A 16,917-nucleotide genomic window follows, 5' to 3' on the forward strand; every position below is an offset into this window, starting at 1 on the left:
CTTAGGAGCGCACCGCTCTGGAAGCGATCGTTCGAGTCTGGTAGGTGTAGGGGTGCGGGTCTCGTGTGGTGGGTACGGAGAACTTCCATAGACTCCTCCTCTTTGCGAAACGGTATCGGAGCTGCCGCCCTGGTGGCCGCCGCCCTATTGGGTGGAGTTTGGTATGGGCTGCCGCAATCAGCACCAATACGTGCGCCGGTTACAACTTCGGGTGAAAGTGGCGCCGTCGTACGATCCGTCGTCACGGTGCATGTGTCTGGGCAGGTGGTTTCTCCCGGTTTGGTCTTGCTTCCGGGTGATGCACGGGTGGCGGACGCGGTCGCCGCCGCAGGAGGCGCGACACGGTGGGCGGCACTAGATCAGCTCAACCTTGCGCAACCGATTCGCGACGGCGAACGTCTTGTGGTGCCCGATGCTCGGCGCCTCCTTGAAGGAGCAGATCACGGCACGCCCTCTGGTTCTTCGGCCGTGGACCTAAACGCCGCGACCGCAGTTGAACTGCAAACTCTCACAGGCGTCGGCCCGGTGTTGGCCGAGAGGATCGTTGCCTATCGAGAAGCGACCGACGGATTCGACACCGTAGAGGGCCTGCTCGACGTGCCGGGTATCGGCGAGGCGAAGCTCGCCGCGATGCGTGACGACATCATTGTCCGGTAGCTTGTACCGTGAGCGCAACCGAATTCGCACACCGGGCGAACGACAGCAGCGTCAGTTCGTCGTAGCTGTCCTGGTTGTCTGGCTGGCGTCCGCGGCAGGGCAGACCGGGACTCAGTTCTATATCGGGGCTGTGTCCGTGGTCATCGGCGCGCTTGCAATCCTGGGGCGGAGACTTCTCGCCGTTCTGTGTCTGGTCGGTGTTCTCACAGGCATGGCCGCCGGACAACGGGCCCTGGTCGCGGCGGCTGCTGAGTGGGATGGAGTCGGGGTCGTGACCGGCACCGTCGTACTGACAACCACATCGCCCGAGATCGGTTTTCTGCTTCGGCCGACGATGCTCGATCGTGACGACGTTGTCACACGGTGGAGCGGCCAGGTGATGTTCGTTGTCGCTGACACGGTGCCGGCCGTCGACGCGATAGTGGCTGTTCGCGGTGCATCCACGAACAGGCCCCGATGGGTCGGGGGTCGCACCATCACAACGACGGTGCGATCGCGGCATGTCGAGATTGTCGCGCCACCACGGCCATGGTTTGTGGTCGGGAACAACATCCGGTCCAGAGTGGGTGAGGTTGTGACAGCCTCGCAACGACCCGGTGCGGGGCTGCTGCTCGGATTCCTCACTGGGGACACCTCACACATCTCGAAGCGAACCCTCGACGACATGAAACGTAGCGGGCTCACCCACGTCGTCGCGGTATCGGGGAGCAATGTTGCGCTGTTCCTCACCGGGATTTGGTTGGTCGCCAGCGCGTTGCGATTGTCAGCCACCCTACGACATGTGTTGAGCGTTGTCGGAGTCTGGGCCTTCGTCATAGCAACGCGCTGGGAGCCATCGGTAATTCGTGCATCAGTGATGGTCAGCCTGGTGCTGCTCGCTCGACTCGTGGGTGTGCCGCTTGATGGCGTCCGAGCGTTGTCCCTCGCCGTCATAGCCTCATTACTTGTCGCGCCAGAGCTTGCCGGCAACGTCGGTTTCCAGCTTTCGGTTGCTGCGACCGCCGGGATCATGTTGTCGGGCGTACTTTGGCGGGGGCGCACGCCGTCATGGTTGTGGCGACCTCTAGCCGTAGCTGTTGCGGCACAGGGCGCGGTCATGCCGATCCTCCTATGGCAGTTTGGTGCGGTGCCCCTGATAAGTCCGCTGGTGAACGTGGTCGCTGGTCCCGTGGTCGCAGTTTCCACGGCCGCCGGTGCGCTCGGTGCCGTTGCTGGGAATGCCATTCTCGTCGACGTCGGATCTCGGGGTGCAGAAATCGTGATCTGGTTCGCAGCGTTCGCTGCTCGATGGCCGCAGCTTTCCGTGGCCGGTGTTGGTGCTGTGGCCAGTGTCGTGTTCCTATTGCGGTGGCGGCGGTTCGCGTGGGTGACCGCAATCGCGGTGCTTGTCGCTGTTGCTGTCCTCACGCGTCCGGTCGGTCCACCGAGCGAGCCAACGGCAACATTCTTGAACGTCGGTCAGGGAGACGCGACGCTGCTCCGCTCACCCGACGGGGCCGTAGTGCTCATCGACGGCGGGGCGGACCCTTCGGTGTTGCTCACAGCGCTACGCAAGCGCGGGGTCGATCGTCTTGACCTTGTCATCGGCACCCATGCCGACTCTGACCATATTGGTGCGCTCGTCGATGTCATAGCGACGTTGCAAGTGAAGCGAATGTGGGTTCCCGCAATGCAGCCGTCCGCACCGCTTATGAGCGAGCTCATTGCTACCGCGCGGCGGCGAGGAGTGTACATCGAAGAGGTCCAAGTGGGGGATCTCATCACAGTGGGGGAATTTTCGTTGCGGGTACTCGGCCCTTCGCGGCGTTTCAAAGCCGAAAATGACGGCTCGGTAGTCACGTGGGTAACGGCAGATGGAGTGTCGCTCCTGCTCGCGGGGGATATCGGAGGGTTCGGTCAAGCGGAGCTTCCACCGCTACATCCTGATCTGTTGCTCGTGCCGCACCACGGGTCGAACACCACCGATCTTGCGTGGCTTGAGCAGACGGCAACTGGTGTACCCGTCGTGATAAGCGTCGGCGACAACGACTACGGGCACCCAACATCGGATGTGCTCGAAGCACTCTCTCGGGCAGGCGCCGTCGTCTACCGAACCGACATCGAGGGTGATATCGTCATGGCGTTCTCATCCGGCGAGGAGTAAGCCGTCCACCATGCCCGAATCCGTAACACCGGACGTCCCGATTCTGACAATTCTTGGTCCGCGTGACGCAGGCCCAGGTGAACGAAGCCAGATGCTGGAGAAAGCCCGCGAAGTGCTCAAGAGTTACGGAGCGGATGAGATCACCCGAGTCGATGTGCCCGCCAAGGGCGCCGGGGAGGAGTCGGAGACGAGCACTTTACGGGTCCCCATCCAGAACGCAGTCCCCGCGTTCCAGAGTGGGTCATTGTTCGGCGAGCGAACGGGTGTCCTCGTGATGGATGCCCAACAACTCTTGAAAGCTGAGGCCATAGTCCTCGCCGATCTCTGTACGGTTCTCGACGGTGATGCGGTGGTCGTGGTGTTTGTGTCTGCCGGGGCGATACCTGCGCCGCTCGGCGGCAAGCTCAAAAAGATTGCCCAATCAATCACGATCAAGAAGATGCGCGAACGCGACGCTTCTGACTGGTTGCACCAGGCCGCGCGGGACCGAGGTGTTCGGGTCACCAAGGGTGCGACTGCTGCTTTTGTCCAGAGGTTCGGCTCCAATATCGCTGCCATGGGTCAGGCGCTTGATCAGCTCGCCATCGATCACGACGAGATCACCGAGGACGTAGTTCTCGATCGTTTCCGTGAACGCCCCGATGAGCCGATGTGGTACTACGCCGACGCATTGGCCGCCGGTGACCACGGCGTGGCACTGCGTCGTCTGTCCGATTTTCTCATCCACGGCCACCCCCTCCAGCTACTGGCATTTATTGAAAACGACCTCAAGCGCCGTTCGCTGGCCGCAGCGGCACCTGACCAAACAACGTTTGCTCAGTGGGTCGGACAGAGCGCCGAGTCCTACCCGGTGAAGAAAGCCTGGCAACGTCGGTCGCATGTGGGTTCATCCAATCTTGCGCTCGCACTCAGTGCAGTAGCGCGCGCCGACCTGACCCTTAAAACAGCGCCGGAAGTGACCCACCGAGTGACGATGGAACGTCTCACAGTTGCCTTGTCAAGATGGTACGGCCGCCCGAACAGATAGCCCATCCAACGCGTTTTACCCCTCGTAGACGCGGACTGACTTCACTTCATACGAGAACGTTCCGCCTGGGGCCTCGTACGTGACGGTGTCGCCAGGGCGGGCGCCGAGCAGCGCGGCGCCGAGAGGGGAATCAGGGGAAGCGAGGATGAAGCCTTTGACCTTGTTTTCGGCTGGGGCGACAAAGAACTCCATCTCATCTCCGTCTTCGTCAACGACTGTTGCCACGGTGCCGATCTCGACGGCACCTGAGTCGAGAGGCTCGTGTACTTCAGCGGTGTTGAGAATGTGATCAACAAGACGGATGCGGGCCTCCATGAGACCCTGATCGTTCTTTGCAGTGTCGTATTCGGCGTTTTCGCGTAAGTCGCCGTGGGCGCGCGCCTCCGCGATGCGCTTTTCTATCGCTCTTCGGCCATCGGTGGTTAGGTGTGCGAACTCTTCCTGCAGGTTCTTGTGTGCCGCAGGCGTGAGCCAGGTGGTTTTCTCATCGAACATGAGAACCTCCAAAGTGAAGTTGAGCGGCTCTAGCCGAGGCGGCTGCGAACCTGTGCCGTCAGACGCGATTTGCGTCGGGCGGCCGTGGTGCGGTGCAGCAATCCCTTGGACACTGCTGAGTCGATGCGCTTTTGAGCAAGTCGAAGTGCTTCCTCAGCGGCCGCAGCGTCACCGCTGTCGGCAGCAAGAAGGGCGCTATTTGCCCGTGTCTTAAGCTCCGAGCGGAGTGCGCGATTGCGATCAGTGCGGCCGACCGTCTGACGGTTGCGCTTCTTCTGTGACTTGATGTTGGCCATAGGAAATTCCCTCAAAGCGTGGTGGAACGTCCAGAACAATAGCATCTCTAGACCCGACGGTACAATGCTGCGTCCCCGATCCCGGTTCTCATGACTGATCCATCGCGTATTCGCAACTTCTCAATCATTGCGCACATCGATCACGGCAAGTCGACGCTTGCCGATCGGTTGCTGGAGCGAACCGGTGCCATCACCGAGCGCGAAATGCGCGACCAGGTCCTCGACACGATGGACATCGAGCGGGAGAGGGGTATCACTATCAAGGCGAACGCCGTGCGAATACGTTTCACTGCAGCCGACGGCGAGACGTACGATCTCAACCTGATCGACACCCCGGGCCATGTTGACTTTTCTTACGAGGTCTCTCGGTCGCTCGAAGCGTGCGAGGGTGCGTTGCTACTTGTCGATGCGTCCCAGGGCATCGAGGCGCAGACTCTGGCGAACGCTTACCTCGCAATCGAGGGTGGGCTCGAAATCATCCCCGTCCTTAACAAAATCGACCTCGCTTCCGCTGAACCAGACCGCGTTGTCGAACAGATGGTTGGCGTCCTTGGCGGTTCTGAAGAAGATGTACTCCACATATCCGCAAAGACCGGCGACGGCATCGACGAGTTACTGCAGGCGGTCGTCGACCGACTCCCGATGCCCCAAGGCGACCCGGCCGCGCCCTTTCGAGCAATGGTGTTCGACTCGTACTACGACACGTATCGAGGAGTCGTGTCGTACATCCGAGTCATTGATGGGCAGCTCAACTCACGAGAACCGATCGAGTTCATGCGCACCGGACACCAGGCCGAAGCGGACGACATCGGAGTGATGACTCCCCAGCAGAAGTCCCAAACACGACTTTCGGCGGGCGACGTTGGGTACCTCGTCACCGGCACCAAGGAGATCGACCAGATCCGTGTCGGCGACACCGTCACTACGATCAACAATCCGGCAGCGGCGCCGCTTCCCGGTTACGCCGAACCGAAGCCGATGGTGTTTTCGGGTCTGTTCCCCGCCGATGGTGAGGATTTCGAAAAGCTTCGCGAGGCCCTCGACAAACTCAGCCTCAACGACTCGTCCCTCGTATACACCGCAGAGACATCACGGGCGTTGGGTTTCGGCTTCCGGGTCGGGTTTCTCGGGCTGCTCCATATGGAGATCGTCCGTGAACGTCTTGAGCGCGAATACGACCTCGACCTGGTCGCGACCGCGCCGTCCGTAGAGTACCGGGCCAGCCTCACCGATGGCACCGTTCTCGATGTTCGCAACCCCCAGGACCTACCGCCGACCGGCAACCTTGAATTCATCGAGGAACCCTACGTCAAGGTGATGATCATCACGCCGAAAGAGTTCTTAGGCGTCGTGATGGACCTCGTGCAACAACGTCGAGGTGAAATGGGCGAGATGACGTACCTGTCTGAAGATCGGGTCGAGATCCACTACACGGTCCCGCTTTCGGAAATCGTTTTTGACTTCTTTGACCAACTGAAGTCTGGTACACGAGGTTATGCGTCGCTCGACTACGAGCCGGACGAGTACCGAAGGTCCGACCTTGTCCGGGTAGACATTTTGCTAAACGGCACGTCCGTTGACGCGTTCTCGACGATCGTGCACCGCGACCGGGCATTTCGCTACGGCAAGGAGATGTCTGAACGCCTTCGCAAACTGATTCCTCGTCAGCTGTTTGACGTCCCGATTCAGGCCGCCATCGGGTCCCGCATCATCGCTCGCGAGACCATCAAGGCGAGACGCAAGGACGTCACCGCAAAATGCTACGGCGGAGACATCACCCGAAAAAAGAAACTGCTGGCCAAGCAGAAGGCCGGCAAAAAGCGCATGAAGATGGTCGGCTCAGTAGAAGTACCACCCGAAGCTTTTGTCGCTGCCCTACGCATCGACGATTGACTGTGATGATCCCAGTGCGCCGCCCTGACGACCCGAGACTAGCGGATGAGATGGGTGGCGTTGCCTCGATCTATGTCCACATCCCCTTCTGCGCAAAGCGGTGTCCGTACTGTGACTTTGCGGTTGTCGCTGACGGAGAATCGAACGTCTCGCACCGTCAGTATGTGGATGCGGTCCTCGCCGACATGGGCCGGGAGACACCGTGGCGGCCGATCGGTGCGATCAACTTCGGCGGAGGGACGCCGTCGGCGATCGAGCCATCTCTGATCGGCGAGCTCATCGTTAGATGTCGGACGATCGCCGATGTCGACAGCACGGCCGAGGTCTCGCTCGAAGCAAACCCCGAAGACTGGTCCGTGGCGTTTGGTGAGACTCTCCGTTCGTTTGGCGTGAATCGCATTACATTTGGCGTGCAGTCCCTCGACGGATCGATACTGGGGGTTCTAGGTCGTACGCACAGCGCGGCCGTCGCAACGAGGGCGATTGGCGAGGCGAAGACCCTTGGCTTCTCTGTCGGCGCCGACTTGATCTTTGGAACGCCATCGGAATCGTTACAGAGCTGGCGGACGACGGTCCAGCAAACGATCGACGCCGGCATTGATCACCTCTCAGCGTACGGACTCACCGTCGAGCACGGTACCGAGCTTTTTAGGGCCGTGGCTGCGGGGAGTCCGGCTCCTGATGGTGACGACCAAGCAGACAAGTACGAGCTAACACAGCAACTCGCGTGCGAACCTGGTCTGGTGCAATACGAAGTCTCAAACTACGCACGCCCGGGACATCACTGCGTGTATAACCTCTCAACTTGGGCACAGGGCGAATATCTCGGTTTTGGAATCGGCGCCCACGGACACCGCGACAACGTGCGGTACCGCAACCTTCGCAGGATCGACCGATACATTGAGGCCGTTGCTGAGGATGTACGACCGTGGGCCGGTTCGGAAATGATCAGCGCCGCCGAGCGCTGCGTCGAGCGGCTCTTTCTCGGGCTCCGTCGCACCGCCGGCGTCTCGGTAGATTCCGTCGTCGTCGAGTACGTCGAGTCACCGGACGGTCAGCGGATGCTTGGAGCCGGACTCATTGAACTTGTTGACGACCGTCTGCGAATCACCAAGCCGTTGCTGACCGATACCGTCGTGCGCGACGTCTTATCACTCGTACCGTCCGACTGCTAAAATCTTCGTATGCTCGATGCTCGACGCGCCCAGGTTCTTGAAGCCCTCATTGAGGAGTACATCCGCACGGGTGGACCCGTGTCGTCTGCCGCGATTCTTGCGCACAGCAAGCTCGAAGTGTCGTCGGCAACGATCCGTAACGACCTTGCCCGCCTTGAGTCGTACGGCTTTGTCATGCAACCGCATACGTCCGCGGGTCGAGTGCCGACTGAACAGGGATACCGCTACTACGTCGACCACCGTTCGCCGGCCAAACTCAGAGCCTCGACACGGAGTCGTATCGACCGGTTCTTTTCCGAAGTCAATCTCGAACTCAGCAATTTGCTCAAAGAGACGTCCGGTCTTCTCGCGGACATCACGCGTCTCCCGGCGGTCGTTATCGGACCGGGTTTCGCCTCCGAAGAAGTAGTTGGCTCTCACGTTGTTCCGCTGTCCTCGGGTGCGTGCATGCTGGTTCTCGTTGCACGCACCGGGCGCGTGATTCAGGAGATCATCAGGACTCCGATCGATATGACTCCCGGCGAGTTCAGAGAGCTCGACACCGCAATCGAAGAGGTATTTGTAGGTGCCACGATTCGCGACGGCGCCCGCATGTGCGCTACGGCTGACGGTGGGGCGAGCGAACGTGTTTTGGAGTGTGTCGGGGTTATCGGTGAGGCGCTGAAGACCGCTGCCGGCGGCACGCCGCAGGTGCATGTCGGCGGCGCCAGCCAGTTGGCGGCTCTGTGGGAGGATCTTGCACATGTGCACAGGGTTCTGCGTCTCCTCGAACATGAGTCGGGTGTATACGACGTCTTTGGGGACGAGGTGGGCATCTCGGTGCGCTTTGGTACCGAGGTCGACGCTGACGCCCAGGGTGTTGCGGTGATCTCGACAAGTTACTCCGCCGCGGGGGAGTCGGTTGGTCACATCGGTGTTATCGGACCCACGCGTATGAACTACCGCACGACCATCAGAATTGTTGAGGAAATCGGAGAAGGGCTGGCCGAACAGCTCGGCTCGTAGAACTGTATGAAGGATTACTACGACATTCTCGGCGTCGCGCGCGACGCTTCGCCCGACGACATCAAGAGGGCCTTCCGGACGCTGGCACGCGAGTCGCACCCTGACGCCAATCCAGACGATCCGACAGCGGAGGAGAGATTCCGCAAGGTCGCCGAGGCGTACGAAGTTCTGTCGGATCCGGAGAAGCGTGCTCGTTTTGACCGAGGCGAGGTTATGGGCGCCGCCGATCTGTTCTCGAACTTTGGTGGCCTCGACGAGATCTTATCCCAGTTCTTTGGGGGACAAGGCTTCGGTGGGATTGGCGGGATCGGTCGACGTACTGAGCGCGGCTCCGACGTTGGTGTGCTGGTTGATCTCACCTTGGCCGAGTCGTTGCACGGCGTGTCGCGCGACGTGGCGTACGCCGCCCCAACGACATGTGACGTGTGCGAAGGTAGTGGCGCGGCCGAGGGATCGAGTCTGGTGACATGTGCAACGTGCGCGGGGCGGGGACAGGTGCAGGTGCAACGCGCAACACTGCTCGGCGCAATGCTGACCACTGCTCGGTGTACGACCTGCAACGGAAGGGGGAGCACGGTCGAACGACCATGCGACGCGTGTCGAGGGCATGGGCGGACCGACCGGGAACGCACCGTCACCGTTGACGTGCCCGCGGGCGTCGACAACGGCACCCGTCTCAGGCTGACTAGGCGCGGCGGGGCTGGCGACATCGGGCATCCGCCTGGTGACCTGTACGTTGAGGTGCGTATAGCCCCCGACGATAGATTCGAACGCAATGGTGCTGATCTCCACCACGAGACCTCACTCAGCTACTCGCAGGCGGTGCTTGGGGCGACAATCACGGTTCCGCTCGTAGACGGTGAGACCGAGTTGGACATCCCGGGAGGGACCGCGTCGGGGACGGTTTTCCGCATGCAACGCCACGGCATGCCCCGTCTGCGTCGGCGTGGGCTTGGCGATCTATTCGTGACCGTAACTGTCGACGTCCCCACGGAAGTGTCTGATGACGAGAGGGGCTTGTTGGAGGCCCTTGCGGAACTGCGTGGCGAGAGCTTGCAGCGTCCCAAGCGACGAAAGCGGCGCTGGTCTTAACATCGAGGAACTAGAGCAGTCAGCGTGCTGACCAGTCGGCGAGAATCCCCAGCATGCGAGCATTTGCGCGCCTATATCCGGGAAATCCCAGAGTCTTGGGGGTTGGCGGCTATTATGGCTGCTACACAGAGCGTTTGTCTGTGCTACTCTGCGTACTCTGAGGAGTGAAAGTGTTGACATACAACGAACAGGTGGGTGCTCGATTGCGATCCATTCGCAAGCAGCGTGGCCTGTCCCTGCAAGATGTCCAGCGGGTCTCTGAACAGGAATTCAAGGCCGCTGTGCTTGGTGCTTACGAACGCGGCGAGCGCAGCTTGTCTTTGCCTCGTCTGCGTCGGCTCGCAGCGTTCTACAACGTACCGATGGTGCAGTTTCTGCCGACCGAGGATGGCATCGACCATACTGCCATCCGCGCCGCCGTCACGGGTGTCACGATCGACCTCAACAAACTGGATGATCTGAATGGCGAGGACTCCGTCGTGGTTGAGCGATTCTTGAGAGGTATCCAATCTCTTCGCCAGGACTACAACGGCAAAGTGCTCACGATTCGCGCTGACGACATTCGAACGCTGGCTCTCATGATGAACAAATCGCCGGCTGATTTTTCGGACCATCTCGCCGAGCTTGGCGTGATGGCGACCTAACGTCGCCGCGAAAAGCAAGGTCCACGTCGGAATCGGAATACCGGCGGATTCGTGGGCAGGGTATACTCTTAATCTGCCTTCGCGGCGGGCCGGTGGCCTGTGGCGAAGCGCTTTTCTATCCGCAACTCGGAGTTCAAACGTTCGGTGGCATCGTCCGTAGATAGTCGGTCTACATTGCTTGTAACGAGCAATCAGCTCATGGTGGACCTGCTCGGCGAGCATGATGCGTGGCTTCGTGTTGTCGAGAAGGCGTTTCCACTCGTGACCGTTGTGGCGCGGGGTAACCAGATCACGATGACCGGGCCTGGGCGCGATGTCGATCGGTCACGAACCGCGCTTGACGAGTTGTTGATCTTGGTCCAGGAGGGGCAGGGACTTTCCGCCGATCGCGTAGAACGACTCGTGGACCTTGTCCTTCGTGACGTGCCGTCGCCGTCGGGCATTTTTACCGAAACGATCCGGGTCGGGCGCGGCAAGACAGTCAGGCCGAAAACTCTGGGCCAAAAGAAATACGTCGATGCGGTGCGCAGCAATACGATGGTTTTCTGCATCGGACCGGCTGGTTCGGGAAAGACGTACCTTGCCATGGCATGTGCCATCGAGGCATTCCTGACCGGTACCGTTCGTCGATTGATTCTGGCGAGACCCGCGGTCGAGGCTGGCGAGCGGCTCGGGTTCCTTCCCGGCGATCTCGCTGCGAAAATCGATCCGTACATGCGTCCGCTGTACGACGCAATGTTTGAGATGCTCGGTCCGGACGAGACACACGACTTGATGGAGAGGGGGACGATCGAGGTTGCGCCGCTGGCGTATATGCGGGGCCGGACACTCAACGATGCCTTTGTTGTGCTCGACGAAGCGCAAAATACGACACCTGAGCAGATGAAGATGTTTCTCACCAGGCTGGGATTCAACTCCAAGATGGTGATCACCGGGGACGTGACTCAGACCGACCTCACGCACAACCGACCGTCGGGTTTGCGGATCGTTGAACAGATTCTCACCGACGTTGAGGGTGTGCATTTCGCCCACCTAACTGCCAAGGACGTCGTCCGCAACCGAATCGTCGCGGAGATCGTCGATGCATACGAGCAGCATGAGGAGAAGAGATTCTCGCGTCGGGACAAGTCGCGATGAACCGTATCGCGACTCGACCCGTGCTTTTGAACTTGTTGACAGTTGCGGTGACGGTCGTCGTGGTGTCTCTTGTGCTGGTGGCAGGTCGCGGCGGTGTCGAGCCAATCGTCGAATTGGTTGTTGGCCAGCCTTCTCCGCAGGAGTTTGTTGCAACAAGTTTTGTCGAAATCACAGACAAGGCGGAGACCGATGCGCAACGGGTGCTCGCCAGGATCAATACAAAGAGCGTGTTTGCACGCAGCGCCATCGTTGAAAGCGCACAGCAGGTGAGTGTCGATGCGCTCTTTGACGAAATCGAAACGGTTGCACCGGACATCGTCTTTCCACCCGACGTGACGACTACCACAACAGAGCCGCCCGCCGAAGAAGCGACCACGACCGCCACGACTGTTGTCGAAGAAGGCTCGACCACGTCGACCTCGATAACGACAACCACGACAATCGCTCCGACGACGACCACTACTACTGAGCCTCCTCCCGATGTGGTTGAGCAAACCGAAGTAGTGGCCGCAAAGTTCCGCACGTTTGAGGACGCGATCACAATCTTGGTTCGGCTCCACAACGCCGATATCGAACGAACCATCGTCGGGGAGAGCCAGGGATTTCTCATCCGTGTAAAGGGAGCCGTCGATAGATCTCTCGATCAAGCCTTTCAGGCGGAGATTAGATCGCAGTTGGATCTGACAGATGCCCGGAACGAGATTCTTGAGGATCCGCCCGTACTTTTCATTACCGGGCAGACAGACGAGGAGCGCAGAGACACCTCGTTTGCGATTGCTCGCATTGTCGAAGGGTCGCTCGTTGTCAACTTCTTTGTCGATGACGACGCGACGGCTGCGGCCGAGCAAGAGGCGATCGACGCAGTCGAAGAGACAGTGATTCAGTTCTTTCCTGGCGTCCCGATCGTCGGGCTCAGCGAACCGATAACCGAGGTCCAACTCGAGGCTATCAACATGCTGCGGCTGAACGTCGTCGAGGTCGGCGCAGATCGGGTGGCGGTTGCGCTCCTTGGTGCGATTGCGGTCGTCCTTGCAGCGTTCTTCCTGTGGCGACTTGCGCCGACGCAGTGGTCGAAGCCGAAGCACTTTGCGCTTCTTGGAATTCTCCTGGTGTTGGCAGCGGCCGCGTCACGCGTGCCGGGCGTGGTGACCGGTGACGAAATCGCTTTGGGATTCCTCCTGCCGGCGATGATGTTTGGGTACATGGCTGCCATCCTGTATGACCCGAGAACGGCTGTGTTGATGGCCCTTCCAATGGCGACGTTTACCGCGGTCAGCACGGGAGACGTTGCGTTGACGCTCTACGCTGCCGTTGCGACTGTGGTGCCGGTTGCGTTTGTCTCCGCAGCTTCATCCCGTCGCGATCTCCGGTTGGCGATTGCGTTGGCAACCGTGGTTCTCTCCCCAATCGGATTTGCCACTTCCTGGCTGTTCTACGGCATTGAACACCGATGGCAAGGCGCCCTGTTTGCGTTCCTCGGGGGTGTCGGCGCGGGCCTCGTTGCTCAAGGTCTCGTATCTTTCTTCGAAACCTTGTTCCGTGTCACGACGACCCTCACGCTGCTTGACCTCACGGATCGAAACCATCCTGCGCTGCGGCTCATCGAAGAGAAGGCTCCGGGGACGTTCAACCACTCGATTCTGGTGGGGACGCTCGCCGGCAGGGCGGCTCGCGAGATTGGCGCCAACGCTCTCCTCGCGCAAGCCGCCGCGTATTACCACGACCTCGGGAAGACAGAAAACCCGCGCTTCTTCATTGAGAACCAATTCGGTGTTTCCAACCCGCACGATCGGCTTGATCCGGTCGCTTCGGCAGCGATCATCCGCCGTCACGTGTCTGATGGTCTGAGACTTGCACGCGAGTACCGGTTACCCGACGAGATTGTGGACGCGATCCGGATGCATCACGGCTCGGGTCTTATGCGTTACTTCTACCACGAGGCCATTGCAGCCGATGAAAACGTCGATCCGGCGCTGTTTCGGCATGAGGGTGTTAAGCCGCGGCGGAAGGAATTGGCGATTCTGATGATATGTGACGCAATCGAGGGAGCTTCTCGCGCTGCCGCAACGCAGCAAGACCCGACGGAGGATTCGCTCACAGCCCTCGTTGACACGATCGTCGGGGAGAAGCTCGACGACGGCCAACTCGAAGAGTCAGATCTGACGTTCGGTGAACTCACCCGTGTGAAGCGTGCCATTGTCGAGGCACTCGTCGGTTATTACCACACGCGGGTGCCATACCCGGGCTTCCCCGGCAACCCGGCGGAGTCCACGTGACGGTCATGGTATCCGACGAGCAAGACGACCCCATACCCATACAGCCTCTGAGCGATCTCGTCGGGATCGTAATGGAGGCTGAAGGGCTGGAAAGGGACACAGTTGTCGATCTGATGTTCGTGGGTGAGGCCGCAATGACCCAACTCAATCAAACGCACATGAATAAGACGGGTTCCACAGACGTCCTGTCATTCCCAATCGAGGACGCACAGCCGGGGATTCCGCCCCGACGCGACCCCGCGGGTCCTCCGGTACACCTAGGCGATGTCTTCGTGTGTCCACGGGTTGTGGCCGCCAATGCTACGAAGACTGACGTCTCATTCTCCGATGAGTTGGCGCTCGTCGTCGTCCACGGCGTGTTGCATCTGCTTGGATATGACCATGTCGATGACGACGACGCTGAATTGATGGAGGGTCGTGAACGGTCGATACTGCAACAGGTGGGGCGGGTGAGGCCATGACGGTTCTGGCACTTGCGGTCTCGGCGTTACTCGTCGTGGTGACCGCGCTCGTTCGGGCCGCCGGTGCGTCTTTGGTGCGAACCCCGCGTGCCGATGCACTGCACAACGCCAGCGACGGCGACAGCCGTGCGGAAATCGTCGCCGAGCTGCTCAACGATCGGGCGAAGATCCAGCCAGCACTCGGTATGACCCACACTCTTTTACTCGTTGCCGCGACGGTGCCTGCGGTGTGGGCTCTTACGACGCTCTACTCATCGACGGCGCTGATGGTCTCGTTGGTTGCGCTTGCTCTGTTTCTCGTATTCTTCGGCGACGTCGTTCCGCGCACGATTGGTCGGCGTCGACCACCGCGCCTTGCATACCGATTCGCGTGGCTTCTCAAGCCGGCAATCGGACTCGGTGATGCGGCATCCGACCTCGTTCCCGACCCCGACGAGGACATGTCCGTTTCGCAGTCCGACGAAGAAGAGGCCGATCGTGAGGAGAAGGAACTCATCTCGTCTGTTCTCGAGTTCACCGACACCCTGGTTCGCGAAGTGATGACCCCTCGTCCGGACATGATCTCAATCGACGGAACCCAGTCAACCGATGCGGCCCTCGATCTGGTCCTCGAGGCGGGACGATCGCGAATCCCGGTCCTTGGGGACGACATAGACAACGTCCAGGGTGTGCTGTACGCCCGAGATCTTCTGAAGTTGATGGATGCCGACGCAGAGGCGGTTCCTTGTGCTGACTTTATGCGGCCCGCATACTTTGTGCCAGAAACGAAGAGGGTGTCCGAACTGTTGCGTGACATGCAGAGCAATCAGGCGCACCTGGCAATAGTTGTCGACGAATTTGGCGGCACCGCCGGGCTTGTCACTATCGAGGACCTGCTTGAAGAGTTGGTCGGAGAAATCGTCGACGAGTACGACGACGAAGAGCCGATGGTCGAGGTCGTCTCTGAGAACGAGCTGCTGGTCGATGCTCGCCTGGACGTTGACGCCCTAGGCGAGTTGACGGGGGTAGATTTGTCCGCCGAGGATTTCGACACTGTTGGTGGGCTGGTTCTTGATCTCGCCGGTCGAGTGCCGCACGAGGGGGAATCCTTCGACTTCAAGGGGCTCATGCTGGTCGCCGACCAAGTGCAAGGGCGCCGCGTTTCGCGTGTGAGGGTAACCAAAACGTGACGGGCCAAGGTAGTGGAGCGATGAGCGCTTTGTCAGGTTTTTTCGCCGTCGTCGGACGCCCCAACGTCGGTAAATCCACCTTGGTCAATGCCCTTGTTGGTACCAAGGTCGCAATCACCTCGTCGCGACCGCAGACGACGAGAAACACAATTCGTGGTGTGCTGACGCTGTCTGAACCGCAGCGCCAGTTCATTTTTGTCGACACCCCCGGTCTTCACAAGCCCAAAAACAGTCTTGGCGAGCGTCTCAACAGGCTGGTGTATGGTTCGCTCGCAGAGGTAGATGGGGCGTTGTTTTTGGTCGATGCCACTAAGAAGATCGGTCCTGGGGACCGGCTCATTGCGAAGCGTCTTGCACAGAGCGACCTCCCCGTCGTCCTTGTGGTGAATAAGACCGACATTGCAAAACCGGACCAAGTCATCTCTCAGCTTCAGGTCGCCGGCGAATGGGACTTCCACGCATATGTCCCCGTCTCCGCCCTGAAGGAGAGCGGGATGACTCCGATCATCGAAGAACTCACACCCTTGCTCACAGACGGGCCACTGTTTTTCCCGGTGGACATGGTGACTGATCAGCCAGACTTTCTGTGGGCGGGTGAGCTAGTCCGCGAAAAATTTCTGCGCCGGCTGCATGAAGAATTACCGCACTCGCTTGCGGTGTTAGTCGAAGAGATCGAGACCAGGCCGAACGGGTTGGTCGCTGTATCAGCGACCGTGTTCGTCGAGCGCAAGTCGCAAAAGGGGATCGTCATCGGCAAAGGAGGTGCGCTGCTACGTGACGTTGGTCGCGAGGCGAGAGCAGACTTGGAGCGCATGTTCGGTGCAAAGGTGTTTCTCGATCTTCGCGTCAAGGTCGAACCAGACTGGCAGCGTAAAGATGCCAGCCTCGACCGTTTGGGCTTCTGAAACCCGACCCGCTGTCTGGAAAGTTCCCGGTTTTGCTGTAAGGCATCTCAGTCTTGTGTGTCTTCGGTATGTGAGCAGCGCAGCAATGCGGGGCTTGGTGGGGACAAGGTAGGGCATCGGGATGCCGGGGCTGGGTCCCGATGGAGACGGTGAGGCGAGGTCGGAGGCAGGGGTCCGGCCTCGCCGCTGTCGTCTCAGCAGTGTCTACGGCAGGCCGTCGATTGCGTCAGCGAGATCGAGATCCTTCTGGGTGAGAAACCCGGCGTCGTGTGTCGTGAGTGTCAGCATCACATTTCGGTACCGGATGTCGATGTCCGGGTGATGATCGGCGACATCTGCAAGCACGCCGACGCTAGCGACGAACCCGACTGCTGCTGCGAACGAGTCGCACCGTCGCGTCCTTGAAATGTTCTCGCCGTCTCGTTGCCATTCCGGATGGTCGGCCGACCAGGCATCGAACGATTCTTGTGTAACTCCGTCCATGTGCTCCTCACAGATCGCCTCGGTACAGGGTACCCTCATAGCTTCGGCGTTCCGAACGG

At 60.0% G+C, this 16,917-nt stretch carries 16 protein-coding genes; 13 read left to right on the forward strand and 3 right to left on the reverse strand.

Translation table 11 applies throughout. The annotated features are described in order from the left end of the window. The first annotated feature begins 87 nt into the window (after window positions 1-87). Genes IIC71_02615 through IIC71_02625 form a run of 3 tightly spaced genes read left to right on the forward strand, consistent with a single transcriptional unit; the run spans window position 88 to window position 3,827 of the window. On the forward strand, window positions 88-657 hold the full coding sequence (locus IIC71_02615) for a helix-hairpin-helix domain-containing protein (protein MCH7668084.1): 570 nt from the start codon (window positions 88-90) through the stop codon (window positions 655-657). Continuing rightward, window positions 635-2,800 (forward strand): ComEC/Rec2 family competence protein, encoded by a 2,166-nt coding sequence (locus IIC71_02620; GenBank protein MCH7668085.1) that lies wholly within the window; start codon window positions 635-637, stop codon window positions 2,798-2,800. Before IIC71_02615 ends, IIC71_02620 begins: the two co-directional genes overlap by 23 nt. A gap of 10 nt (window positions 2,801-2,810) precedes the next feature. After that, entirely contained in the window at window positions 2,811-3,827 is a 1,017-nt protein-coding gene (locus IIC71_02625; GenBank protein ID MCH7668086.1) for a hypothetical protein, read from the forward strand. A gap of 15 nt (window positions 3,828-3,842) precedes the next feature. On the opposite strand, the gene IIC71_02630 is transcribed toward IIC71_02625, so the two are convergent. Continuing rightward, entirely contained in the window at window positions 3,843-4,322 is a 480-nt protein-coding gene (locus IIC71_02630; GenBank protein MCH7668087.1) for a transcription elongation factor GreA, read from the reverse strand. Window positions 4,323-4,351: 29 nt separating this feature from the next. After that, window positions 4,352-4,618: a 30S ribosomal protein S20 gene (rpsT, locus tag IIC71_02635; protein ID MCH7668088.1), complete on the reverse strand. Its 267-nt coding sequence runs from the start codon at window positions 4,616-4,618 to the stop codon at window positions 4,352-4,354. A 90-nt stretch (window positions 4,619-4,708) separates the two neighbouring features. Here rpsT and lepA point away from each other — a divergent pair, with 90 nt between their 5' ends. The 10 genes from lepA (at window position 4,709) to era (ending at window position 16,375) form a co-directional block, all read left to right on the forward strand. Further along, a complete protein-coding gene (gene lepA, locus IIC71_02640; GenBank protein ID MCH7668089.1) occupies window positions 4,709-6,511 on the forward strand; it encodes an elongation factor 4 in 1,803 nt (600 codons plus the stop codon). Window positions 6,512-6,513: 2 nt separating this feature from the next. Further along, a complete protein-coding gene (gene hemW / locus IIC71_02645; protein ID MCH7668090.1) occupies window positions 6,514-7,686 on the forward strand; it encodes a radical SAM family heme chaperone HemW in 1,173 nt (390 codons plus the stop codon). Between the two features lie 9 nt (window positions 7,687-7,695). After that, window positions 7,696-8,691, forward strand: a complete 996-nt coding sequence (gene hrcA, locus IIC71_02650; GenBank protein MCH7668091.1) for a heat-inducible transcription repressor HrcA — start codon at window positions 7,696-7,698, stop codon at window positions 8,689-8,691. A 6-nt stretch (window positions 8,692-8,697) separates the two neighbouring features. Further along, window positions 8,698-9,783: a J domain-containing protein gene (locus IIC71_02655; GenBank protein MCH7668092.1), complete on the forward strand. Its 1,086-nt coding sequence runs from the start codon at window positions 8,698-8,700 to the stop codon at window positions 9,781-9,783. Between the two features lie 164 nt (window positions 9,784-9,947). Then, a complete protein-coding gene (locus IIC71_02660; GenBank protein MCH7668093.1) occupies window positions 9,948-10,427 on the forward strand; it encodes a transcriptional regulator in 480 nt (159 codons plus the stop codon). 198 nt (window positions 10,428-10,625) lie between these two features. After that, window positions 10,626-11,564 (forward strand): PhoH family protein, encoded by a 939-nt coding sequence (locus IIC71_02665; protein ID MCH7668094.1) that lies wholly within the window; start codon window positions 10,626-10,628, stop codon window positions 11,562-11,564. Beyond that, entirely contained in the window at window positions 11,561-13,840 is a 2,280-nt protein-coding gene (locus tag IIC71_02670) for an HDIG domain-containing protein (protein ID MCH7668095.1), read from the forward strand. Before IIC71_02665 ends, IIC71_02670 begins: the two co-directional genes overlap by 4 nt. Next, window positions 13,837-14,301, forward strand: a complete 465-nt coding sequence (ybeY, locus tag IIC71_02675; protein MCH7668096.1) for an rRNA maturation RNase YbeY — start codon at window positions 13,837-13,839, stop codon at window positions 14,299-14,301. Before IIC71_02670 ends, ybeY begins: the two co-directional genes overlap by 4 nt. After that, window positions 14,298-15,470 carry an HlyC/CorC family transporter gene (locus IIC71_02680; protein MCH7668097.1) on the forward strand — a complete coding sequence of 391 codons (1,173 nt, stop codon included), beginning with the start codon at window positions 14,298-14,300 and terminating at the stop codon, window positions 15,468-15,470. The genes ybeY and IIC71_02680 overlap by 4 nt, the downstream gene beginning before the upstream one ends. A gap of 20 nt (window positions 15,471-15,490) precedes the next feature. Beyond that, the gene (era, locus tag IIC71_02685) at window positions 15,491-16,375 is read left to right on the forward strand and encodes a GTPase Era (protein MCH7668098.1); all 885 of its coding nucleotides are present in this window, start codon (window positions 15,491-15,493) and stop codon (window positions 16,373-16,375) included. A 204-nt stretch (window positions 16,376-16,579) separates the two neighbouring features. Here era and IIC71_02690 read toward each other — a convergent pair whose 3' ends face one another. After that, window positions 16,580-16,858: a 4a-hydroxytetrahydrobiopterin dehydratase gene (locus IIC71_02690; GenBank protein ID MCH7668099.1), complete on the reverse strand. Its 279-nt coding sequence runs from the start codon at window positions 16,856-16,858 to the stop codon at window positions 16,580-16,582. Between the last annotated feature and the right edge of the window lie 59 nt (window positions 16,859-16,917).

The organism is Acidobacteriota bacterium (assembly GCA_022562055.1).
Lineage (GTDB): Bacteria > Actinomycetota > Acidimicrobiia > Spongiisociales > UBA5794 > BMS3BBIN02.